Here is a 24,377-nt window from a genome sequence, read left to right on the forward strand (position 1 = left end):
ACTGTTCATTTTTTGATTGATGATTAAATTACATTAAATGTGAGTCCTACTCCGCGTACGCTTTCTATATTTATATTATTATCTTCTTTGAAGTATTTGCGTAATCTACTAATAAACACATCCATACTTCTGCCAGAGAAAAAATCATCATTACCCCAAACATCTTTAAGCACATCTTCTCTTTTTATCATTCTATTTCTATGCTCCCATAAGTATTGAATTAGGGTCGTTTCTTTTTCAGTTAATCGTTGTGATGTTGTACCAAGTTTTAGCTGATGATTTATAATATCAAATTCATAATTTCCAATACATACAACATCTTCCTTTATCTGTGTTACTTTTCTTGTTCGTTTCAAAATGTTTTGAAGTTTTAAAACAAGAATATCTGCTTCAAACGGTTTAACGATATAGTCATCTGCTCCTAATTTTAATCCTCGTATTTTATCTTCTTTCATTTTTTTTGCGGTAAGAAATACGAACGGAGTTTCTGGATCGATATTAATAACTTGTTCTGCTAATGTAAATCCATCAATTTTGGGCATCATCACATCAAAAACACAGATATCAAATTTTCCTTCTTTAAATATTGTTAAAGCCTCTTTTCCATCTTTCGCCCAGGTTACCGTATAACTATGTATTTCTAAATACTGTTTTAGAATACTTCCAAAATCAAAATCATCTTCTGCTAGTAATATATGTTTCATAAGTATTAGATTGTTGGTATGGTTATTATAAACTTGGTTCCTTCATCGGTTTTACTTTCGATATCAATTTTACCCTGATGTGCTTTAATGATCTGATTTGTATAGAATAGACCTAAACCTAATCCTTTCACATCATGAACATTACCTGTAGCAACCCTATAAAACTTCTCAAAAACTTTGGTATATTCTTTTTCGGGAATTCCAATACCATTATCCTGGATTGAAATCTCATAAGAGTTATTCTTAAGCTCTGTGCGCATTGTAATTTTCACTTTTTCTTTTCCATATTTAACCGCATTCTCCAAAATATTAAATACAGCTGTTGTAAATAAAAACCTATCTATATTTAGAAACACATCCCTATATTCGATTTTGGCGTTGATTTCTACTTCTTTATTACCGACTGATAATTTAAAATCTTCCAGGATTTCATTAAAATATTTGTTATCTAAAAAATTCTCTTTTTTCAAAATAATATCTTCTGATCCCAGGGTATTAGTCATAACCTGATCAATTAATTTCTGCAATCTGGTATTTTGACGATCAAGAATATCCAAAGCATTAGCAAATATTTGCGGAGAATTTTGAGTTTCTTTATTTCTTAAACTTTTAGAAGCGATCCCAAGAGTGGCTAATGGTGTTTTAAGTTCGTGTGTAATATTATTAATAAAGTCATTACGTACATCTGCGATTTTCTTTTGCTGGATAACTGTTTTTATAGAATAAAAAAGTAATGCTACCACAAACAAAAACAATAATATAGAGATTAAAAATAAACTTGACATCTGCCCTAATACTATTCTTTTCCATCCAATAATGTTTATAGTATCTTCTGTTCGAATTTCGACATCTAATTTGGTTGGTAAAACCTCTTCTTTACTGTCATCTTCATAATCATGTTCTGTAAACCATCTTGCTTTACTAATAACGGTACCTTCTTCGTCAGGAAAATCTTCTCCAAATAGAAAATAATTATCCCCATCTTCTGCAGAAAAGATAGTATCCAATACATTATCATCGTGAATTACTATACTTTTTATAGTCTTCTTATACTTTAATTCATAACTCAAATTAACCTTCTTCATTTCCTGATTATAATATTCTTTAAAAAGATCATTTAAAGAATCCGTAAAAGGCTTAAAATGTTTTATCGTTTCATTTTTAAGTAAGTTATTCTTTTTATACTCGGTTAAGTTTTTTGTTAATTCGTTATACCATAGCTCAGAAATAGAATCCATCTCCTTGGTATTATCAAAACTCGAAACTGATTTCTTAGTTTCTTTTATAAAGACATCCTTTTTTAACTGATAGGTATTAAAAATCAAATATCCCTGGATTCCAGAAAGAGCCAATAATGCCAGAATAGATGTTACAATTAATATGTTTATTTTTTGTTTTACCATGATATCTTCTTAAACCCAGATATTTTTAAATTAAACTCAATAAAAATGTATTACGATTGTTCTGCTTTTTTTTTGATTGATGTTATCAAAATTAAGACAAAGCCTACCTGTAGCCATGTAATTGGAGCTCATTAACCCTCCATTAACGTTAACAAAAACTATTATCCCCATAATACTAGCTCTTAAAGCTCCTATGTTAATAGTATAAAAATTAGAAAATCATATCGTATAATTATTACATTTGCGGACTAATTAACCAATCATTTCTATGCTATCCTATCTAAAGCTGATAAAATTTAACAATCTACTCATCATTGCACTTGCTCAATTATGCATAAAATATGGGCTTTTTGAACCTTTTAATATTGCGATTACTTTAAATGGGTTCGGGATTGCTTTACTTGTTATTGCCACCATTAGTATAGCGGCAGCAGGTAACATTATTATAGAAATATATGATCAAGAGGATTCAAAAGTAAAAAACCTATTGTACGGATCAATATCAGAAAAATCTGCCAATAGATTATTTATCATTTTTAATGTTATCGGAGTTCTTATCGGCTTCTATTTATCAAACCTTATTGGAAGATCTGGATTTGCTGCATTATTTATTATAATTTCGGGTATATTTTATATTTATGCTTCTTATCTAAAAGAGATTTTTGTGCTAAAAAATATAATTCCTGCTTTATTGGCTGCATTAAGTTTAATAGCTGTTGGTATTTTTGACCTTCTTCCTGCTATAACAGAGAAAAACAGAGAATCCCAAACTGTAATTTTTTCAATCATCCTAGATTATTCAATATTTGCTTTTATACTTATATTGCTAAGAGAAATTATCAAAGATTCTTTACATATCGATAGAGATCATAAAATAGGAATTAAAACACTTCCAATAGTTTTAGGAAAAAACAGAACTACAAAACTAGTTGGCTTATTAACCCTACTTCCGATTATTGCGGTTGTTTATTACATATACACCTATCTCTTTTCTAATAGCAAAGCTGTAATTTTTGTACTCATTACAATTATTGCTCCATTGTTATATTTCATGATTAAGAGTTTTAGTGCAGAATCTGATAAACAATTGAAACAATTACTACTGATTTTAAAAATTGTTTTGATCACAGCAGCCTTCACTCTATTAGTTTATCAATTTGTTTTAAAATAAATCATGCTAAAAGATATTTTAAAAAATAAAAATGTAATTCTTGCCTCCGGATCTCCCAGAAGACAAAAATTTTTCAAAGATTTGGATTTTAATTTCACCATTCAATTAAAAGAAATTGAAGAAATATATCCTGATCATCTTAAGGCTGAAGAAATTTCTGATTACTTAGCAGAACTCAAAGCAAATGCTTTTACAGATCTAAAACCTAATGATATCCTTATTACAAGTGATACTATTGTTTGGCATAATAATAAAGCACTGGGGAAACCAAAAAATCTTAAGGAAGCAATTACAATAATCACTTCACTTTCTGACGATACTCATGACGTTATAACTTCTGTATGCTTTAAAACTGTTCATCAAACAAAAGTAATGCACAATACAACTAAAGTTACTTTTAAAAAGCTTACTACAGAAGAAATTGAATATTATGTAAATAAACATCGCCCCTTAGACAAAGCCGGCGCGTATGGTATACAAGAATGGATAGGGCTCATAGGAATATCCAAAATAGAAGGTAGTTATTTTAATGTTATGGGACTTCCTACTCATCTTGTGTATGAAATGTTAACTACACTTGCCAAATCCTAAGTTTGTTGTACTTTGTTATTCAAAAAAGTAAAATACACCGTCATGAAAAAGTCGATATTCATATTCTCAATCCTGGGCGTATTAGTCATCATAGCTTGTAGTAATATTAAAACAGATACAATTTCTAAAGTTGTAGACGATACTACCTTAGAAAACACAAAACCTGTTAAACAATTATCAGAAGAATTTAAAAAATACTGGTATGCCGGAGAGGCAGAAATAACTTCATATCAATTAGAACAAGCACGCTATGGGGAAATGAGAAAAGGTACTGCTGTACTTATTTATGTTACAGAAGATTTCTTACCCAAAGAACAAGTAAAAGCTGACAATCAAAGTACTAGTAATATACCGGTATTAAAGCTTAATGCTACTAAGAAATTTAACACTGGTATCTACCCATACTCCATTATGCAAAGTACATTTTTTCCAGTATCAGATGACAAACATGCTATAAAAATCTCCAGTTCGATGCAAGAATGGTGCGGTCATGTATATGCACAATTGAATAATAGAAAACAATTTGAAATTATGTCTCATTCTTATTTTCAGAATGAAGCTGATCAGGAATACAAATTAGATAAAGCCATTTTAGAAAACGAACTTTGGGCCAAAATTAGAATTAATCCAGAAGGTTTACCTCAGGGAGATATTCAAATTATCCCTTCTTTTGAATTCACAAGACTAAAACACAAAGAAATTAAAGCATATAGCGCCAAAGTCTCCTTAAGTAAGAGTGGAGCTACCAATACCTATACAATCGAATATCCAGAACTTAATAGAAGCATTAGTATTGTTTTTAATGCATCTTTCCCTTATGATATTGAAAGCTGGACAGAAACTTTTAAAAGTGGGTTTGGGGCTAATGCAAAAGAACTTACTACAAAAGCAAGCAGAATTAAAAGTATAAAATCACCCTACTGGGGCAAAAACAGCAATAAAGACGAAGTTTTAAGAGAAGAACTAGGTCTATAATACAAAACTTAATCACTACCTATAATGATAAAATTATCAGAATCTGAAATAAAAGAAAGATTAAACGAAATTGATGGATGGGAATATCATGATAACGCCATCCATACTACATTTGAATTTAATGATTTTAAAGACGCATTTTCGGTAATGACCCGTATTGCTTTTGAAGCTGAAGCACAACAACATCATCCTGACTGGTCAAATGTTTATAATAAACTACAAATAAGTTTATCTACACATGATGCCGGAGGGATTACTGAAAATGATTTCAAACTCGCAAAAACTATTGATAATATAATAGAAGCTGAATAAATCTCAACTTCTGTATAACAATGTAACCTTTTTAGTAAAAAAATAGTATTAATTTTAAACTCATATCAAACAAACATTTGTCAAAAACTTGGTTTCTACTTATGTTTGTAATTAGATTTTAAAACTAGCATATGGGAAGAGCTTTTGAATTCAGAAAAGCACGTAAGATGAAACGTTGGTCAGCAATGGCAAAAGCGTTTACTCGAATTGGTAAAGATATTGTAATGGCTGTAAAAGAAGGTGGTCCAGATCCAGCTTCTAACTCCAGACTTAGAGCAGTAATTCAGAATGCCAAGTCTGTAAATATGCCCAAGGACAATATCGAAAGAGCAATTAAAAAAGCTTCTGATAAAGACCAAGGAGATTATAAAGAAGTGCTTTTTGAAGGATATGCTCCGCACGGGATCGCTATTTTAGTTGAAACAGCTACAGATAATAACAATAGGACAGTTGCCAACATAAGGTCATATTTTAATAAATGTGAAGGGAATCTTGGTACATCGGGGTCTGTTGAGTTTATGTTTGATCATACCTGTAATTTTAGAATCAATGGAGAAGGTATTGATCCAGAAGAACTAGAATTAGAATTTATTGATTTTGGTGCCGAAGAAGTGTTTCAGGATGATGATGGAATACTAATCTACGCTCCTTTTGGCAGCTTTGGTGCTATTCAAAAAGAATTAGAAAGTCGAGAAATTGAAATTTTATCCTCTGGATTTGAACGTATCCCACAGGTAACTAAGAAAATCACGCCAGAACAGGCTGCAGATGTAGAAAAACTTCTTGAAAAAATTGAAGAAGATGACGATGTACAAAATGTATATCATACTATGGAGGAGCTCACCTCATAAAAATCAATAGTTTTCTAGGTTTTTAAGCTAATTCAAAGATAAACAAAATATTTGTAAATATTAGTTTATGCTTGATTTTGTTATATTTGTTTACAAATAGTTTACTAAAGTTTACAAATAATGACATTAGACTATATACTTAATGACTATCAAAAAAGGGATGGTACATTCGCTATAAGAATGCGAATTACAATTGATAGAATCCCTCAATATCTACCAACTGGAATAGCAATTCACAAAAATCAGTGGGATGCTAAAAAATCTATTATCCGTAAACACCCTATTGAAGATAAATTAAATTCACAATTAAAAGAGTTTAAAAACGAATTCCTATCATTCTCTACCGATCATAAAAATTTAGGTTCAAAGAGTTTAGTAAATTTATGGAAGAATCGACAATCAACAGGAAAACAATCATTTATTGAATTCTATAAGACTAGAATAGAAACAATAAAAAGACAAGGGAAAATTAGTAGTGCAAATATATGCTCTAAATATCTGGTAAAACTCGAAAAATACAACCCCAATACAACTTTCAAAGACTTAACCCTTGAGTACTTATTATCATTCGAGAAATTTATGTTTGATCGCGGTAACCGAGTTAATACAATTGCAGCAAACATGAAATATCTAAAATCAATAATAAAGGATGCAATTAAGCAAGGATACATTAATGATAATCCTTTTGACAACTACTCTATAAAAACTGAAAATTCCGAAAAAGAAACATTTACTTATGAGGACATATTAAAACTAGAATCTATAAACATAGAACCAAGACATAAAGGGCAAATCAGAGCAAGAGATATGTTTTTATTTGCTTTTTATAATGCAGGTATGAGATTTGGAGATGTTTGTCGTTTGAAATGGGATAATGTAAACAAAAATGAGATTGTATATGTAATGAATAAATCAAAAAAAAGAACTGGATCAAAACGCACAATACCAATTACAGATAAAGTGAGGGCTATATTAGAAAAATATAAAGGTCTTAACAAAGATTATATTTTCCCAATTTTAAAAGGTGTCAAAACCAATGAAATGGAAAAAATAGAACATAAAATTTATATCGGGAATAATGCAGTGAATCGTAGTTTTAAAATTCTTTGCAAAAACAATAAATTGAAACAACTTACTTTTCATTCGGCAAAACACTCTTTTGCTGATTATGCAGTCAAAAATGAAATTGACCTTTTAACCATATCTAAATTACTTGGCCACTCTAGGTTAGCTACAACACAAACGTATCTTAAAGACTTCTATCAAAAAAATCAAGCTGAAGCTATCAATCAAATGTTTAATAACAAATAGTTAAAACCAATTTCTTTGAAAGTGCGGGGTATCTTTTCTTTTACCTGTTTTCTGATCAATCCAATTACCACCCCATTCGTTTTGTGTACTTAAGGATTCCCAGTATTCTCCAATATTCACAATTAATGGATCATCATATGTAAGTTTTCCATTTATGAAAAAATTAAAATCGATTGCCATTCTTTCCGGATGTTTGCTTTTAAGAGTCCAGGAAGTTCTTTTTCTTTTAACTAAAGATAATTTCCCTTTATTATTCACAACCTTATATCCAAAGTAGTTTAATAGAACTTGCGACCTTGTTCTATAGGCTTCACCTGATGTCAGTTTCACCCCTAATCCATGCGCATATTGAATTAATAAAGAAACATCAAATGTAAATAACTGCTGTTGTTCTATCAGATTCATAAACTAGCTAAGTGGCGTTATCTTATTCTGAACTGGCTTAGACACTTTATTTCTAAGAAATTTATAAGCAATAAAGCTCAACACAATAGGCCCCAAAACAAAATAAAAAGACCTGTTTTCAATATCTGGAATACGCCAGTCAGTACCTATTTTTTGCAAAACGTAATTAATTGTATTTATAGCATCTGTATTATACACATAAACTAAAAAGGAAATTCCAATGTAAATGAAGTAATCCATCCAATTATCTTGAATCCAAATTAAGATGTCAAATTTTTCATTTGATTTATTCTTTCTTAAATACTTAAAATGAATAAACTTAATGATTGTCATCATCAAAAAACAAACCAATAATCCTTTTATCACTTCCATAATTATTTACTTTTAAATTCTATCTTGTACAACCTTTTTTCAAAATTCTCCATTTGGACATTAATCCTTATTTGTTCTTTTGCGGTTTCCTCAATAAAGTCAGATCTCTTTTCAAGAAGAGTGCTATTTTTTTTTACCTGGTCAGCTATAGGCTTAATAAGATTTTCTAATTGATCTGCTGTAACTGCTTCTTTTTTAGCATCTTTTAAATCTTGTAAAGTTTTATTCACCATAGTAATTTCTGTTTGAATTACCGCTACATTCTTATTGGTACTCATTTGAAAACCTATAGTTCCTATGATAGCAGCAACTAAAAGAGAGTTGAGTATATTATTTAGGTTCATAGTTATATTCCTTGAATCAGACATTTTTCTAATTACATATAAAGATTTTAATCATATAAGGTCACGATCCAGGTATCGGTAGCGACCTTTGTTATTTTCCCACTTCTTCTTGTTGGCCCTAATACCAAACCATTACCGGAATCAAGTATTGTAATTCCTGTGTCTGGATTTATTGTTACATTCCCCGCAACTGAAGAAGAATATAGATCTATAGAATCTCCTATGTTTGCTGCGGTATTAGTAGTGTTTGACAATAACCATGTGTTATTTGCTGCCCCAGTATAATTTCTAGCATTATTTATATCACTGCTAAAAAAGTTTTGACTTGCTGAGTAATTGGTTATTGTTTTTAATGAAAGATATGTTGTGTTATCCAGAGAACCATCTGCTTTTAAAAATTCAGTTGAAACCCCACCGTCGATTTCGAATTCTGAAGCAGTTACCTTGCCTGTAAAAAAACCATTTGAGAAACGAGTTGAAGATGTACCTAAATTAAAAGCATTATTACTTGTTGGCCGAATCGCAGTACTGCTAAAAACTAAGCCTGTAGTAAATGGGCTAGTCGCACCTAAATTGGCAATTTGTAAAGTAAAAGCCTCATTAATTGTAAATAAACTCGTTCTTACTTGTTCTCCTCCTACTAAATTATCAAGTCTTATTTGTGGTGGACTTCCTACTGCATCATCTAAAACTAGATTCTGAGTAATGGTACCGCCATTAAAAGAAGTGGCATCAATTTGTGTTTTTACTTCATCCAATGCATCACCTACATTAACAGAAGTTAATCCAGTTGTTCCAGTATAAGAAACATTTGAGGCTATTGCTGTTGATCCTCCTCCTGTTAATGAGGTTTCGACTCCTGTATCATCAAGTTGAGTGAGGACGCCATTTTTATTATAAACTTTAATTACATTCGCTCCTGGGGTAGATGGTGTGGTAGGAGTATTTTCCCAAGCATCTACAATACCGGTAGGTTTAAATTCACTATCTGAATAAAATATTCTTTTAGAACTTCCTCCTAAAACTATACCAAGCTGATTTGCTCCTTGACGCTCTAAAAATACATCAGTCGCATTTCCTTCTCCACTTCCTAATTCTAATCTACTACTTTGTATAACTCCAGCCCCAGGATCTAAATCGGTTGTTGAAAGTCTAAAAGTAGGATTTACTTGTGTTCCAACAAATGCTTCGTAATTACTACCTACCACCTGTCTAAGAGAAGCCACTGTTCCACTACCTTCCATCTCAAAAAATGGTGTATCTGTAAGATATTTATTATCATCTTTTGCTAAAAATCTTAATTTAGCCTCTGGAATACCTCCTAAAACAATACGCCCCATTTTAAATTCAGGATTTATCTGATCTCCAAATGTACCTGTACGTTTCATCACAAATTCTTGTTCATTCGCACTCTCCATTATCATGTTAGCGTCTGTAATATTTCCTTGATCTAATGTCTGATCAAGATTTTGAACACTTCCAACACTTCCAGAATAGCTAATTAATCCTGTATCACTTCCTCTATATATAAAAGATATATTGTTTGTAGAAGGATTTATATTAGTAATATTTCCAGTATTAGGACCTCTATGTATACCAATTGTTTTAGCTGCACCTCCTGTAGTAAAATCTATAGTTTGGACAGTAGGACTACTAAAAGTACAATTATCAAATACAGTTGTGCCTCTATGTCCTAAATACATAAATAACCCACTACTAGTGTCTAACGTTGTAAAGGTTACATTCTTAAACACTAGATTTACATTTTTATCTTGGGCTATTCTGAATAGATTTTGTAATTGGGTTCCTCCAAATTGAGAATTGTTTAAGTATCCATCATTAGCATCAATATTGATAGGAACATCAATAACTAAATCTTTTATTGTAATTGTTTCAAAATCTCCTACACCCTCTGTACCAAATTGTTCTAATACTAACCATAACCAACCATTAATTTTACCTCCTTCAATAGTAAAAGATTTTTCTGATCCTCCCTCTATTTTTAAACTATTACTTAGATTAATGTTTTTGGAATCAGATGCATATTGTGACCACCCTACTAAATGTCTTTCAGAAGCTTGTACAACCCCTCCTTCTACAGTTACATTTTTATAATCTCCTGTATATGGTCTTCCTACAGGAATTGTTCTCTGTGATCTTAAATAATTCTCAGATGAATTTTTCCATTCTAATAATCTTAGCGATTCTTCGTTTAATGGAGCGTGTTGAGTAGCTTTGTGATTAAAAACAAATCTATTATTATCCCATCTAATAGTATTATCTTCATCTATAAAAGAAGCATTTCCCCATCCTTCATTTATATAAAAAGTATTGTTGTTTACATAGGAATGTTCTTTTAGAAGTCCTTCACTAACTACTCCACCTGGTGCACCGCTTCTCACCCTTGAATTTATGAATATATTATCCGTTACCACAGCACCACCAGACCTAACATCAATCTGACTATTAGTTAATGTATTTCCTCTAAAATCTGTGGACAAATCGACATTACTAGATTTATTTGTAAAAAAGTTATTTATGATCTTAGCTTTCCTACAGAAAGAAGTAAGGATAGCAACTGTCTTAGAGTCATAATCTCCATTAAGATCTTCTACACCTCCATAAAACCAATTATTATCTATAATTACACCATCGGGGCCTTTAATACTTAGATTAAAAGAATTTGATTGTGTAAATCTATTTCCTTTTATAATATAGTCATTGGACTTTTTTCCGTAGTCTTCTATATTAATATCTCCTTCAGGTTTTACTCCGCTATTCTTATAAAAATTATTATATAATATCTTAGCGCCTATGGCAGGATTAGTAATACCATGTCTTCTATTCTCTCTTAATACATTATTTTCAATTATAGCTCTAAAAGGATAACTTGGAGATGTAACAAACCATCTAAAGTCTGTAATATTAGTTCCGTTATCATCTACTAATATTCTATACTTTTTGTATTTCTCAGGATACTCATATACCGTATAAGGAGTGAGTGTAGAAGATTTTTCGATAAATACGTCATTTTCATCATAAAATATCATCCAATACCTAAAATGTGTTAAATAAACACTCGTAGAAGCTCCTGGGAAAAATGTAAACCATTGATGAGGAGTCGGCATATCTCTTGTAACTGTCATATACTGGTATACAGTACTTGCAGATATGGCTCCTGTTTCATCTATAAATCCAGCAGTTAAATCTGCATCATCTATATCAAAATTACCATTAGTTTGATCTCTTCTGGCAATACCATCTCCATGAAACTGTTCTATAATGTTATTTCTAACTATACAATCATCTGCTCTGGAACCATAAACTATACCATGCCCCCACTCATACAGATCTATAATATCTACTGTTACTCCTGCACCAGAAGTTTCGTCTGTAAAAATTACAGTCGCATATTGCCCTGGTGGCCCTCTTAATTCTATTTCATTACCAGTAGGGTTAGTAGCTGACCAATCGGAAAAATCAGGATCAGTATTTACATAGTTGATAATCTCTGTAACATTAGTACTAATATTACTAAGCGTTAACGGTATTAATTCATTAATTTCTTTTTGAGTAACATCATCCTTAAACTGAGGATGTTCTATAATTCGTAATCTTACATTTCCGACAGAAGTAGCAGCACTAGTAAGTTCAATAGTTTTGTCATAAAAGTGCTCAAATCTATCCCCTCTTAAATGCATATTTTCTATAACAGATCCTTTAGTGTTATAAAAAGTAAACATTGCAGATCTTCTTAGACTACTGGGGTTAAATTTTAAAATGGCATTTTCAGAAGTTACGGTAACATGATTATATCCATTTCCTACAAGCCATAAAAAATCATTACCAGGTCCATTAGTAAAAAATGGACTACTATAATCATCGATATACTGATCTCTATGATAAACACCATCTGTAACTTTATTCCAAATTAAAGTACCTGAATTCTGATTCACCATGAAAAGCATTTGCTTTCCTACGTTGAAATTGTTTATAGTATTAGAGTCAGTATCATCAGCACCGAAATTAGATGCATAAATTTCACTAACTGTAAATGTTCCAGATAAGGTTGCATCAAACAAATCAAAGACTGAATTTTCACTAGCAAACTGAAACGAAGTATTATTCCCAACTAATGTGCCTACATTCTGCACATTACCTCCTTGTAGAGATATTATTACGTTTGCAGGCATAGTAATCGAAGATAAAGCAATATCTATATCACTTTGTATCTCCCATATCTTATTTGCATTTGCAGGATCTGGGCTTGTAAAGTCACTAGCAAGGGTTGGTATAAAAATATTAGGATTGGTGCTTGCTCCTCCTCCACCGGAAATATTTATATTCCCTGAACCAAGAATACTTTGATTATTAATGGTTTTTATATTAGTACCACTAACAAGATTATCCTGTTTATCAGAAATATCAATACTTCCTCCATCTTCTAAAGTTATAGTATTCCCTACTCTTGTAAGTTGTTGATTATCCGTTCCTCCAGATCCTCCAGATAATGTAGAAAGATCCACAGTCATTAATGTATCACCGGACAGCTGAAGAGATAATAAATTAGTTGTTGAGTTAAATGAAAATGTCTGAATCGTTTGATCACTCCCTCCTAATATTGGTGTTAAATCAACCGAACCGCCATTTTCTAAGGATAATACATTCCCTAATAAAGATAATTGTTGATTATCTGTGGCACTTCCGGTAATAGCATCATTTATCCAACCTGCTAATGTAGATAATGGAACATATCTTAGTTTTTTATCTGCTCCCCATTGAACAATACTGTCGTTTTGTGTTCCTAAAGTGTTTATTCCTACTTTTTGTGAATTCCCCAATACACAAAAAAGCATTCCAATTACAATTAATACTTTTTTCATTTCTTTAACTTCCAAAAATTATATTCCAACTATCTGGTGATGTATCAGAACCACCAGTAAAAACTCCATTAACTAAATAACTACCATCATCTAATTGACCTCCTACTCCTATATCACCTATTTCTAAACCGTTACCGGTGTTAGCCTCTATTTTTTCATATCTAATCCCATTTTCGGTTTCTTTTACTACTGATTTAGAACACATCCCCTCATGATATACTGTTAAAGCCATAATTTATGTTTTTAAGGTTTCGCGCTCCATGCGCTTTTATTTAATGATAATATGAACTCTATATGTCTATATCCTGAACCAAAACCGAAAAATTCGGCATAAACAACTTCAACATTTCTTCGAAATTGGGTAGGATCTATTTCAAAATAAAGTGTACCATCTGATTTTTTAGTTATACCTGTATCCTCACCTATAGTAAATGTTGAAATGTGTGATTTTATACTTTTGGAATATGATAATACTAAACAAGCATAATCATTATATGGGCAAGTATCTGACTTTAGATCAAACATATATTTTTGACCATTTGTCATTTCTACAGGCTGAATCTCTGTTCTATCAATTACAATTATGGGATTATTATAACTCATTAATCAATTGTTGTGGTTATTTCTCTCCAGTTAGTCCCGTCATAAAACTTTAACTTATTGGATTCGTCAGAATCAAAAATCATCATTCCGGCCTGTGCATTAGTAATCGATGCTTTAGAAACTGGATAAAGAACAATAGATCCATTTTTAAATATGGTGAAAGCGTTACTTGCAACAGAAGAAGTTCCATTCCCTGCATTAAACAACCTATCAGTACCTGATACAGATGTTGTTGAAGCAGGAGTGTACGGAATAGAATAAGAACCAATAGAAAACTCAACATATGAAGGCGAAGAAGTTACTTCACCGGCTGAAAAACTAGCATATCCTCCTGAATCTGTATCGGAATTAAAAGAAGCAGAATAATCTCCACTGGAATTATTATCTCCATTTGCTGCAAAAGACAATAGACCTGGTGAATCACTAGTACCAAATGCTACTGAGCCAACTCCCGTTGCTCCTTTTGTGTTTGAAGGGGAATTACTTATAGAAAAATCTAAAGCCTCTGCACCTATATCACCATAATTTAACGGATCTCTCCCAATTATTCTAAATCCCGAATTTCCTACCTCTGTTAGTCTTTCAAGTCCAGTGGAAGATCCTCCTCCTCCACCAGAAATAGTTATTACACCATTTGGTGTAGTTCCTGATACTGTTGCTCCAGTAAAATTAATATTAGTTACGTCATTTATAGTATTGGTACCATCAGTTATAATTAAACTACTTCCAGAAGATCCACTCCCTATTTGAATCCAAGATGTGCCATCATATTTATAGATACCATCATCCAAAGAACTATAATACACCCATCCTCTTTGAGGATTTAAAGGCGCACTTGTTTGCGGATCAAATCGTATCACATCTGCTTTAGGTTTTTGAGCAAAAACCAAAGTTGTAAATATGAGAGTTATTAATAAAATTGTCTTTTTCATTTTTATACTTTTGTAAATTCTATATATAACAAAGAATTTGTTTCAAATTCCCATCCGGTGATTACTAAATCATTATCCGTTGGTATTACATTTGTTGCTAATGATGGTAAATCAGCATGTGAACCGATATTCCCACCTACAATTTCTGTAAATGCTTCAACTCTTAAATATTTATCTATTCCAAGATTATGAGTAAATGTTATATTTTCACCAACTGGTGTAGGTGGTGTTATAAGTGTAGCATAGACCTGATTTCCCTGATATTTTTTGTCTAACAAGGTGACTTGATCAGTTACCAAGTCAACAATTATTTTTTCTTGAAATATTCCAATATCCGAGACAACTAAATCCTGTGCGCCTTTTCCTCTATTAATGGAAAATAAATTTTCAGTCTTGCCTCCTATTAAAGTATCTGTGATAGTTGCTTTTAAAAATACTATCTGACGTTCGTTAATTGTTTTCTCTAGTGTAGTTAATGCATTGAACTCCTGAATAACAACTTCTATTTTTGTCTGTGTACCAGATGAATAATCTAGATTTCTTAAATCAATAATCTTAATCTGATTGTTTTGATCGGTAATTAAATCATCGCTTGTAATAAAACCTGATAAATCTGGCTTACCGTTTAAATCACTATATTCATTAGTTTGTCCGGCCTTACCAATTGTCAATACAGTAAGTCCACTTTGTTTGATTAAAATGTTACCTGTTGGAGTTCCTGAATTTAATTCCTCCTCAAAAATAATATTACCTGAAGCAACCTGATTAACAAATTCCGAGAACAATATAGTAGCAACTTGATTGCTCGATTTGTCATAGATACCGATCTTGTCAACATTCTGTAAAACGGGTTTAACTGGCACTTCATCAAGTGTTTGAGAGCTTTGTAGTTGTCTCTTTATCTGTGCTACTTCTTGTTCTAAAGATCCCATATTCAAAAATACTATTTTTATTTAGACTAAATAAGAATAATAACAAAAAAATTAAGGATTAAGTTTTATAAACCCTTGACCATCTTGTGTTTCTACAAATCCACCTTCATACTCTACATTAGAAATCACGTTTCTATTACTCGAAGAATCAAACTGCTTGTTATTTGGAGTCATAATAGCAGTAAATTTATATAGGTTAGAATCTCCTAAAGGTTCAAAATCATAATCATCCCCAGCGATGTAACCAACTCCATCAATAAAGACCCTATCCAAAGCTAACACTCGCGTTAATTTTATGACTATAGCCATCGGAATAGGTCTAAAGATAAAATTAAACTTATCCGTTAATCTTGCGTTGAGATGTGAGATTTTGGTGTCTGTTCTATTAACATTAATATCTTTTTTATTTGAAACAGTTTTTGGTTTTAAGTACTTAAGACGCACTATATGTTTTATACCAGTATTATAATTGATCTCATTATTTTCTGTATTACTGGATATTATTTCGAAAGTTTTATTAAAAGATTCAGCAACTTCAATTACCTCAGAATTATAAGTTACTGTTTCATCAAAACCACTAAAAGTTAAGTCTAAATAATAGCAACCTTCATAAGAAGAGAAATCAACAGTAAATTCATATACTTCATAATCTAATTGATTATAATTAATATCTACAACAATATTTTGATCAACCGTAAATGAATTACTTCTGTAATTTGTAACTGCTACCCATGATTGTAAATCTTCATCAAATACTATATCTATTATCTGATACCATCCTAAATTACCAAGTTTTACAAAAGAGTCTATATCGTAAAAAGTTGGTAAACTATAGTCATAAATATTAATACCATTCTCTACTCTAGTAGATGGATCATAAGTTTTTCCACCAAAGAAGTATATTCCTGTTTTGTTGTTTCCTAGGTAGGTTAAATATGCATCCCTAGCATCAAAAATATTTATGTTCTCGCTCTTTTTTGCTACCGGAATAATGTTTTCAACATTGTTTTGATCTACTATTTTTGCAGTATGTGTTTCATAAGTACTTCTAAATTGTATCGTAACAATATCAGATTTGTTTATTAAATGGGTGAAGTTGATCGGCTTATATGAAGATTCTTCAAAAGACAATGTATTAAAGTAGTTTTCATACAACTTGTTTTCCTCTCTTTTGGCGAAATGAAAGCTATTTAACTCACTAAGTTCAAAATAAGGATCTAAGCTCCCAGTAGTTGATAAATCATCTATTAACTCATAAGATTGGCTAATAACACAACCATAAGCATCAAGTATGGTAAAATTATATGTTCCTTCTAACAAACCTGGGAATTGTGGACTATTTTGAGGCGTTGCATTCTCAATCTGATACATTACACCATTAGTTCCTATATCACCATTTGCATTTACTGTAACGGTATATCCATTTGGTGTAAATGATTTAGTAATACTCTTAATCGATATTTTTGGAGGGGTTGTAAACGATTTAGTGCTTGATAATCCAGCTTTGAAAACCTGTATCGTGTAGGATGATCCTTTATTTAAATTTATTGAGGTTATATAAGAAGTTATATCTGAAGGTATAGCAGGACTTTCAATTGATGTGCCTAAAGAATCTCTGATTATTAAAGAATCTACTCCAGTACTAAAACTAAAAGATCCTTTAACTTCATTACATGGCGAATCACCTTGTGTAAATGAAACGTTATCCACTGCAGGAACATTAGGAGGTAAAGTTGTACTTACACCTAAAACAGTTAATGCTCCATTAGTATTGTCAATGTAAGAATCAAAAAAGTTTTCTTTATTACTTACAGTTATTCTCAACGTTGGCAAACCTGATCCTGATTCAAAATCACTTAAAAATTGATATGATATAAATCCTCCGTTTCGATAGTCAGCCCTAAACACGGAAGTAAAAAAAGATCTTTGTGAACTTACATTGCTTGCAATAGTACATTGATAAGCCCCTACCCTTCTAGCTACAAATGTTTCTATCATTGGTCCAAAACCATCATTCATATCTGGTCTAAGTATTATGCTCTCCCCGACATTTGGAACTCTATTAAATCTTAATGTTATTGTACTAGGCATTTGATATACTTGCTTTAATTATTTCAAAACTGGCTAAATCTGATTCCTCTGCGGATATAATCCACCCATACTCTTTTTGATTTGCATCATTAATAAATTCTACTAATCCGTATACATTTGGTAATTGTCTGCCATCTTTTTCAAAGGATCCATATAGTTGTTTTCTAAGTTCAAATGTTGTTTCTACATTAAATTTTATTATCTCATCATCGAATTTTGGAAATCCTAATTCTTTATTTTTTATGTTTCCATTTTCCGACCTTCTTAACTTCCCAGGTAGTTTGGTAGTCATTTTTGAATATCCAGTGGTGTTTGTATACCTAACATATTCATCTGGAAAACGGTTCAATGACGTTCTAAACAACCATCCATGACGCTCCAACGAAGCAAAAGGAGTAAGTAAAAAATTTCCTGCACTTTCTGGATCATAGACATTTAAAGGCTGTTCTTCTAGATCATCTCTCCATTTTCTTAATCTAAAATTGTTTTTGTTAACCAGTTTTGAATGAAGTAAAAAGTTTTCTTTATCATATGGGGTATCTTCACTAGGAGCAATATCATTGTTTTTTCTTCTTGCATATTCCACCGCGATTAAATCAGATCTTAATTTTGACTTACCATCAAATTCATTTTCAGCTTCAGAACTATAAAATCCATAACCGTTTAATGCATTAGTCTCAAAACGTCCTTGTTGTTCTTCATAATCCCCTGCTTTATCATTTCCAAATTCTGCACTTTTCCATGAATAATCTTCTGCAAATGAGCGTTCAATATCTGAAACTTTACCTAAACGAATTGTAATTTTGTTTTGAAAGAAATATTTTAAATCCTCGACTATAAATATTTTTCTAGATCCAATAGTTTCTACACCATAACCCAAATTAAAATATCCAGAAGAGCTTAAACCATCTTTTAAAGATAAAGTCATAGATTCTAATTCATCCGTAGGTTCTTGATCATCGTTTAATTTTGGTAATTTTCGGATCATTTTCCCTGAAGAAATCAGTAAATCATTAAACTGTCCTTTTTTAAAATAATCAGATCTAAAATTTTTCTTACTGCCAGTGATTATTTCAATTTGTCTTTCTAAAGCATCATGAAAGATAAGTGCATTTGCTTCTGTTGCAGGGAAATCACTATCTTCTTCAATTCTTATACTTAGATCTTTTTTTTCATACTTTAAATTAACTTGCCTGAACGCAGAATCAAGAACTAAATATATAATAACGCCTTGATTCTTTTCAATCAAATAATTAAGGTTAAATGAATCCGAAAATACAGTGCCCGCAGAGGCTACATATGAACCTAATGTTTGTACATCGAAAATAGGCATCAATGCCCCTGGATTTGTATAAGTGCCTCGTGCAATAACCAATCTTAATGTTGGATTACGATTATTAAGTGTATTTAATACATTGAATTTGAAACTTATTGAAATTCTTAACTCTCTTTCTCTTTCTTTATTCACATAAAAAAAACTCTGTTCGGGAAAAGCTTTATTTCTTGAACCTATAAATGTTTCACCAGAAATATTTGAACTTTGTACACTATCATCACTCTCATAGGTAATATTTGATGTTAAAGGAAAATTATCGGCTGATCCAGTTGATGCTAATTGAAATAAAATTTCATCCCTATTTTCAAGTAAACTTTGTAAAAATAATTTACGGCCATCATAAATAACCGTTTTATATGTCAATTTAGAAATAGGATTGCCATTTATATCATCCTCCCTGTCTAATTCATACTTTTCTGACATTTGATTTTTAATCAACTCATCAAAACCACCTGAAAGGAATTTGGTACTGAACTTATTGTCTTTATAAGTGTATTCTTTCATGTCAAGAGACTCAGTATATATATCTTCAAATAAATCTGTTTTTGGGTTACGCTCTTGTCTAGTCAGCGTAACATTAGATTTAGTTCCAAATTGTCTAGCATGACGATACAATCTTGTTGCTGATTCTTTTACAAATTCTAAATTTTCACTATACTTAGTTATAAAGCTATTTGATTTTTTACTTCGTTCTATTTTACGAGTATCCTGATCCCATCCAATAGGATCATCACCTATATCAGTGATTTTAAATTCCTCGAAGTTTTCACCTCTTAATATGTATCTTACTCTATCGTTAAACATCTATTTTCCCTCTTAATCTCAAAGCTGCTGAAACATCAACTTTTGGAGCATCATTATAAATATTAAACCTTGCGGATTTGAGACCGCTTTTTATTTCACTTTTTATTTGTCCTTGGAATTTGGATAACATAGCTCCGAACATTTCATTCGATTCTATTGTATTCAATTTTTGACTATATAAAGAAGTCATAAAAGCTGCTTGCATAACTTGATCGCTATTTAACTCCTTGTTAAATGCAGGAATAGAACTATAGATAATATCATCTTTACCCACGGTGGTTAATGTTGGAGTATCTGGAGTAATGCCAAACGAACCAGTTTTAGGATTGTAAATAACCTCTCTTTTTCCTCCATCACCGACCCATGCATCACCGAAATAGTTATCCCCTTCTGGTTTACCATGTTTAAATGCAGGTATTGTTTGCGCAGCAATTGAAGCAGCTGCAGCTGCTCCTGTGGCAATAACCAAAGGTATTTGAGCTAGTGCAACTGGTGCAAATGCTGCTGTTGCAATATTGGAAGCCATCAACGCAGCATTTGCCTTAATAGCAGCCACTTTTTGTGCTGTATCTATTGAGATTTCACCTAATTTATAACCCTGTTGTAATAAAAAAGCTCTTCTTTCTACTTCTTCTTTTTTATCTTCAAGTCTTTTGTTTTCAGCTTCTCTTTGTTCTTGTAATTGTTTTCTCTCTTCATCAGTTAATTCCTCATTTTCTAGAAGTCCATTATAATAATTGTTATTTGCTTCTATTCTTTCATCATATTTCTCGGTTTCAATTTCGACAAAAGAAGTCAATAATTCTGAACCTAAATTTTTTAACTCATCGCCAAGTTCTTGCTGTAATTGAATTCTTTTATCTGCATAAGCTTCATCAAGCTCACTAAGTGTTTCATATATATCATTTAATTGATCTACAGATAAATCTTTATCAAAAAGTATTGCCAGTTTATCTAAATCCCCGCCTGCTTCATTTACTTTTAGATTGATTAATTCTTTTAAAATGTCAATATCATCTTGAACTGCTTGATCTGAATCAGCAGCATCACCCAAAATATTAAAAGCATCTTCTAGGCTAATATCTTCTAATTGTTCAAAATCACCTTTTAGGTTTCTAATCGTATTACTTAATACTTGAATTTGGTGTTCAAAAACGGCATATTCTTCAGAACTTTTTGAAGTCTCAGTTTGATTTTTTCTTAGTACTTCTATCTGGTTTTCAAAATCACGAATTGAATCCTTAATAATTACTTCAGCTTTCTTTTTGGTTTTATTAGATCTTTCCCAAGCTTTTCTTTCTTTTTCAAGAACACTAATTTTATCAAGTATTGTATCTGCACCTTCTTTTGTTGATGATTTCAATAAATCTTCTTGTACTTTAATATCGTCAAGTACATCTTGATATGTTCTTCCTTTTTTTTCAGCTTCTGTTGCTCCTTCTATAAATAAACTAAATGGGTTTTCTTGTTTTTGTTTTTGCCCTTTGTTAAATGGTGCCAGAGAACCGTTTAGCTCTATAAATTTTTTGATTTGCTCGTCTATGGCCTTTGCATTAGATAGTCTAGCTTTATTATCCTCTTTTAATTGTTGAACACTCTCATGAAATAAACCATTGCTTGTTCTTAGAAAAGGAATAGTTCTCATAAAACCTTTAGTAAGTGTATTCACTCCTATTTTCCATTTATCAAAAATGGATATATTGTTGTTTAACAATAAACTTAAATTGTTTAAAATATGTGTTAGGTCTTTTAAAGCTCCTTTTACAAACTTAGATACAGAATTGTCTCCATTATCTATTTTTAAAATTAAGCTTTCCCATGCTGATTCTGTAATTTTTAAATTTGCATCTACTGATTTTAATTGTTCATTTACTAAATCCTTTAAAGATCCACCTGCAGCATTGATCCTTTCTTCATATCTACCTATGTTGTCAGTATTAATAGCCAATACTGCTCCAATTTTAGCTGCTTGTTTTCCAAAAAGATTACCTGCTAGTGCTAATATTTCTAATTCTGTTGCACCACTTTTGTAAGCTTCATTGACCTGCTCTAGTGCATCATTTAATGTTAAGCCTTCTTTTGCTAGCTTTATTTGTGAAGTCGCAAGAAGACGACCTGCTGATTCTGCTTTTATACCATTATCCGAAAGTATTCCTACTAATGCACCAGTGTAAGCTAAATCTTTATTTAATAATCTAGATATAGGAGCAATGTATTGAAAAGAATCTCGCATCCTTTGGAAATCTAAACTTGTAGAGGTTCTAATTCCTGCAATAGTGTCTGCGTACTTTGCTGCTTCATCTGCTCCTGCTCCAAAAGAATTTAAAGTTTGAACTAGGAACTCCCCTGCTTCTTCAGAAGAAGTTCCAAGAGCTATACTTAAATCATTTACAGGTTTAAGCAATAGCTTTACTTCTTCCCTTGACTTACCTAAAGTAAATAAATTAGTAGCTAATTTTGCAACCTCATTTGAAGTTTTAATAGATTCAGAAGCAACATCAATTATTGCATCTTCTACATCTTTTAACTCTTTCCTATCTGTTCTTAAAATACCCGCAAGGTTTTGCATTTCCTTATCAAACTCCCTTACTCTTTCTATTGCATTTCTTATAATATCCGCAAAAATAAAAACTGCACTTGTTAGTCCAAATGCACTGGCTAATGATCTTACCGTAGATACGGTACTAGCCATTATTGCTTTTTGGTTTCTTAAAGTAAAACTAAGTTTCCCTACTGCGGCATCCGCTTTTGTTACTGCGTTTTTATATCTTAAATACTCAGTTCTAGCTTTTTTTAACTGTATTTCTTCCTGTTTGGTAAGCTTTATTCCCTGAGCTTGCTTTGCAACCAAACTTTGAATTGTTCTTGCTGCTTGATCTCTTTTAACTTTAAGTTTTTGATATTCTGTAGCTAATTTAGAACTGAGTATAGCACTTTCTTTTTCTATTTTATTTAATTGCTGTGTTTCAAATTTATTTTTAATTATTTGTCTGTTAGCTTCTGAAACAGCACTAGAAAGTTTAGTTTGAGAATCTACCAACTTTTTTTGCAGGTTTTGACGCTCATTTAAAACTGAATTTAAATCACTACTGAATTGTTTACTTTGCTTAAGTTGCTCATTTAGTTCTCTTGGCAACTTTATATCGAAGAAATTTTTGGCTGTTTTGGATGCCGATCCAGAAATAGATACTATTTGATCTTCAGTTAATTCGAGTTTTTGAATTAGCTGATCAATCAATTTACTTGCTTGTTCAATCGCCTGAATAGGGTTTGCCATGTTTACTATTTCTCATTACCTCCTCAGCTTCTTTATTGATTTCAAGCCATTCAGTAACAGTTATTTTTTTCAAATCCATCTGCATCGATAATGTTCTTTGCAGCTTTATTTTTTGACGGAATAAACTGATAGATTTACTACCAGTATTTACCATATTTTCTAACTCCTTTTGTTTACGATTTATAAGCGTTTTACTTGATTTATGTTGATTATCTAACCTTTTGACTTCTACATTTAGAGGTTTTTTTTCATCTAAGTAATATCTCCACCTTCTTAGCTCTTGATAAAACTTAGGTTTATTCTTTTCTGAACAACCCGTTTTAAGAACTGACAGAAGAGCATATACTATTGTATATCTTCTAGTTAAATAATCAATCTCAGCTTCAAGCATTAAGATATTTATAGAATCTTGGTTTTCGCTTTTCTCGAAATATTCTTCCTTTATTTTTTCAAATAGAGAATTACATTCTTCCTCATTTACCTCTCTATCCCCATAACCATCATACTCATAAACTAACCATTCAAATCCCTTACCTGATATAAGTTGGTCAAAATTCCATATTGGTAGTTCATCACAGTTTCTATAAAGTCTTACACTTTTATTTGATCGTACATCCATTGAATTAAATTTGGTAGTATTATTTCCTTATTGATTTTGTCGTTGTTGTCTTTAGTAAGCCCATAGACTTTTCCACCATACCGATCATTAAGATGTTTGCCTAAATCAAAACCTTTATTGGTTTTAGTATCAGCAAAAACATTGTAATGTTTTCCTCTGGTTTCTATTTTAAAGTTTTCGTAATGCTTACCAGTATCATAGTGAGTAACTCTATTTGTTGGTAAACCTTTACGTTGCTTCTTTTTCTTAGTTGATTCAGCATATGGAGGAGTTAACTTTTGTCCATTAGAATCAACACCTTTACTAAATAATTGATTTTTCCTATTGTAATCTAGTATTTCCTGTTCCTTAGTTTCAATTATATCATGAGCTTTATTTTCAAGCTTTGATTTAATATCTTTTAAATCGCTAATTATAGGAGATACCGCAGTTTGCATTGTGGTAATTTAAAATAGAATTTC

Annotated in this window: 21 protein-coding genes; 6 read left to right on the plus strand and 15 right to left on the minus strand. The window is 31.4% G+C overall.

The annotated features are described in order from the left end of the window. Nucleotides 1-23: 23 nt before the first annotated feature. Together DK442_RS20780 and DK442_RS20785 are read right to left on the minus strand one after the other, a co-directional pair. A complete protein-coding gene (locus DK442_RS20780) occupies nucleotides 24-704 on the minus strand; it encodes a response regulator transcription factor (RefSeq protein WP_109437799.1) in 681 nt (226 codons plus the stop codon). A gap of 5 nt (nucleotides 705-709) precedes the next feature. Then, entirely contained in the window at nucleotides 710-2,107 is a 1,398-nt protein-coding gene (locus tag DK442_RS20785) for a sensor histidine kinase KdpD (protein WP_109437800.1), read from the minus strand. Nucleotides 2,108-2,375: 268 nt separating this feature from the next. Here DK442_RS20785 and DK442_RS20790 point away from each other — a divergent pair, with 268 nt between their 5' ends. The 6 genes from DK442_RS20790 to DK442_RS20815 all read left to right on the plus strand — a co-directional run bounded on the left by DK442_RS20790 (nucleotide 2,376) and on the right by DK442_RS20815 (nucleotide 7,318). Beyond that, complete coding sequence (locus DK442_RS20790; protein WP_109437801.1) at nucleotides 2,376-3,278, plus strand: geranylgeranylglycerol-phosphate geranylgeranyltransferase; 903 nt, start codon at nucleotides 2,376-2,378, stop codon at nucleotides 3,276-3,278. A gap of 3 nt (nucleotides 3,279-3,281) precedes the next feature. Continuing rightward, on the plus strand, nucleotides 3,282-3,869 hold the full coding sequence (locus tag DK442_RS20795) for a Maf family nucleotide pyrophosphatase (protein ID WP_109437802.1): 588 nt from the start codon (nucleotides 3,282-3,284) through the stop codon (nucleotides 3,867-3,869). Between the two features lie 42 nt (nucleotides 3,870-3,911). Continuing rightward, nucleotides 3,912-4,844: a septum formation inhibitor Maf gene (locus DK442_RS20800; protein WP_109437803.1), complete on the plus strand. Its 933-nt coding sequence runs from the start codon at nucleotides 3,912-3,914 to the stop codon at nucleotides 4,842-4,844. Nucleotides 4,845-4,868: 24 nt separating this feature from the next. Next, complete coding sequence (locus tag DK442_RS20805; protein ID WP_109437804.1) at nucleotides 4,869-5,156, plus strand: 4a-hydroxytetrahydrobiopterin dehydratase; 288 nt, start codon at nucleotides 4,869-4,871, stop codon at nucleotides 5,154-5,156. Nucleotides 5,157-5,287: 131 nt separating this feature from the next. Further along, nucleotides 5,288-6,007, plus strand: coding sequence for a YebC/PmpR family DNA-binding transcriptional regulator (locus tag DK442_RS20810; RefSeq protein WP_109437805.1), 720 nt, complete (start codon nucleotides 5,288-5,290; stop codon nucleotides 6,005-6,007). Between the two features lie 120 nt (nucleotides 6,008-6,127). Next, on the plus strand, nucleotides 6,128-7,318 hold the full coding sequence (locus DK442_RS20815; RefSeq protein ID WP_109437806.1) for a site-specific integrase: 1,191 nt from the start codon (nucleotides 6,128-6,130) through the stop codon (nucleotides 7,316-7,318). Here DK442_RS20815 and DK442_RS20820 read toward each other — a convergent pair whose 3' ends face one another. From DK442_RS20820 to DK442_RS20880, 13 genes are read right to left on the minus strand one after another with little or no spacing between them, the layout of a single operon-like run. Next, nucleotides 7,319-7,723: a M15 family metallopeptidase gene (locus tag DK442_RS20820; RefSeq protein ID WP_109437807.1), complete on the minus strand. Its 405-nt coding sequence runs from the start codon at nucleotides 7,721-7,723 to the stop codon at nucleotides 7,319-7,321. It abuts the gene before it with no gap. A gap of 3 nt (nucleotides 7,724-7,726) precedes the next feature. Then, nucleotides 7,727-8,095, minus strand: a complete 369-nt coding sequence (locus DK442_RS20825) for a hypothetical protein (RefSeq protein ID WP_109437808.1) — start codon at nucleotides 8,093-8,095, stop codon at nucleotides 7,727-7,729. Between the two features lie 2 nt (nucleotides 8,096-8,097). Beyond that, nucleotides 8,098-8,439 carry a hypothetical protein gene (locus tag DK442_RS20830; protein WP_160114275.1) on the minus strand — a complete coding sequence of 114 codons (342 nt, stop codon included), beginning with the start codon at nucleotides 8,437-8,439 and terminating at the stop codon, nucleotides 8,098-8,100. Between the two features lie 47 nt (nucleotides 8,440-8,486). Further along, on the minus strand, nucleotides 8,487-13,322 hold the full coding sequence (locus tag DK442_RS20835) for a hypothetical protein (protein ID WP_109437810.1): 4,836 nt from the start codon (nucleotides 13,320-13,322) through the stop codon (nucleotides 8,487-8,489). A 4-nt stretch (nucleotides 13,323-13,326) separates the two neighbouring features. Next, nucleotides 13,327-13,554, minus strand: coding sequence for a hypothetical protein (locus DK442_RS20840; protein WP_109437811.1), 228 nt, complete (start codon nucleotides 13,552-13,554; stop codon nucleotides 13,327-13,329). A gap of 11 nt (nucleotides 13,555-13,565) precedes the next feature. Continuing rightward, nucleotides 13,566-13,925 (minus strand): hypothetical protein, encoded by a 360-nt coding sequence (locus DK442_RS20845; RefSeq protein ID WP_109437812.1) that lies wholly within the window; start codon nucleotides 13,923-13,925, stop codon nucleotides 13,566-13,568. Further along, on the minus strand, nucleotides 13,925-14,857 hold the full coding sequence (locus DK442_RS20850; protein WP_109437813.1) for a hypothetical protein: 933 nt from the start codon (nucleotides 14,855-14,857) through the stop codon (nucleotides 13,925-13,927). Before DK442_RS20850 ends, DK442_RS20845 begins: the two co-directional genes overlap by 1 nt. A 2-nt stretch (nucleotides 14,858-14,859) precedes the next feature. After that, the gene (locus DK442_RS20855; protein WP_160114276.1) at nucleotides 14,860-15,795 is read right to left on the minus strand and encodes a hypothetical protein; all 936 of its coding nucleotides are present in this window, start codon (nucleotides 15,793-15,795) and stop codon (nucleotides 14,860-14,862) included. Between the two features lie 45 nt (nucleotides 15,796-15,840). Continuing rightward, nucleotides 15,841-17,880, minus strand: a complete 2,040-nt coding sequence (locus tag DK442_RS20860) for a hypothetical protein (protein WP_109437815.1) — start codon at nucleotides 17,878-17,880, stop codon at nucleotides 15,841-15,843. Beyond that, nucleotides 17,873-20,020, minus strand: coding sequence for a hypothetical protein (locus DK442_RS20865; protein WP_109437816.1), 2,148 nt, complete (start codon nucleotides 20,018-20,020; stop codon nucleotides 17,873-17,875). Before DK442_RS20865 ends, DK442_RS20860 begins: the two co-directional genes overlap by 8 nt. Beyond that, a complete protein-coding gene (locus DK442_RS20870; protein WP_109437817.1) occupies nucleotides 20,013-23,297 on the minus strand; it encodes a phage tail tape measure protein in 3,285 nt (1,094 codons plus the stop codon). Before DK442_RS20870 ends, DK442_RS20865 begins: the two co-directional genes overlap by 8 nt. Further along, nucleotides 23,272-23,916, minus strand: a complete 645-nt coding sequence (locus DK442_RS20875) for a hypothetical protein (RefSeq protein ID WP_109437818.1) — start codon at nucleotides 23,914-23,916, stop codon at nucleotides 23,272-23,274. The genes DK442_RS20870 and DK442_RS20875 overlap by 26 nt, the downstream gene beginning before the upstream one ends. Next, nucleotides 23,889-24,353 carry a hypothetical protein gene (locus DK442_RS20880; RefSeq protein WP_109437819.1) on the minus strand — a complete coding sequence of 155 codons (465 nt, stop codon included), beginning with the start codon at nucleotides 24,351-24,353 and terminating at the stop codon, nucleotides 23,889-23,891. Before DK442_RS20880 ends, DK442_RS20875 begins: the two co-directional genes overlap by 28 nt. Nucleotides 24,354-24,377 lie beyond the last annotated feature (24 nt).

Source organism: Aquimarina sp. AU119, from assembly GCF_900312735.1.
Classification (GTDB): Bacteria; Bacteroidota; Bacteroidia; order Flavobacteriales; family Flavobacteriaceae; genus Aquimarina; species Aquimarina algiphila.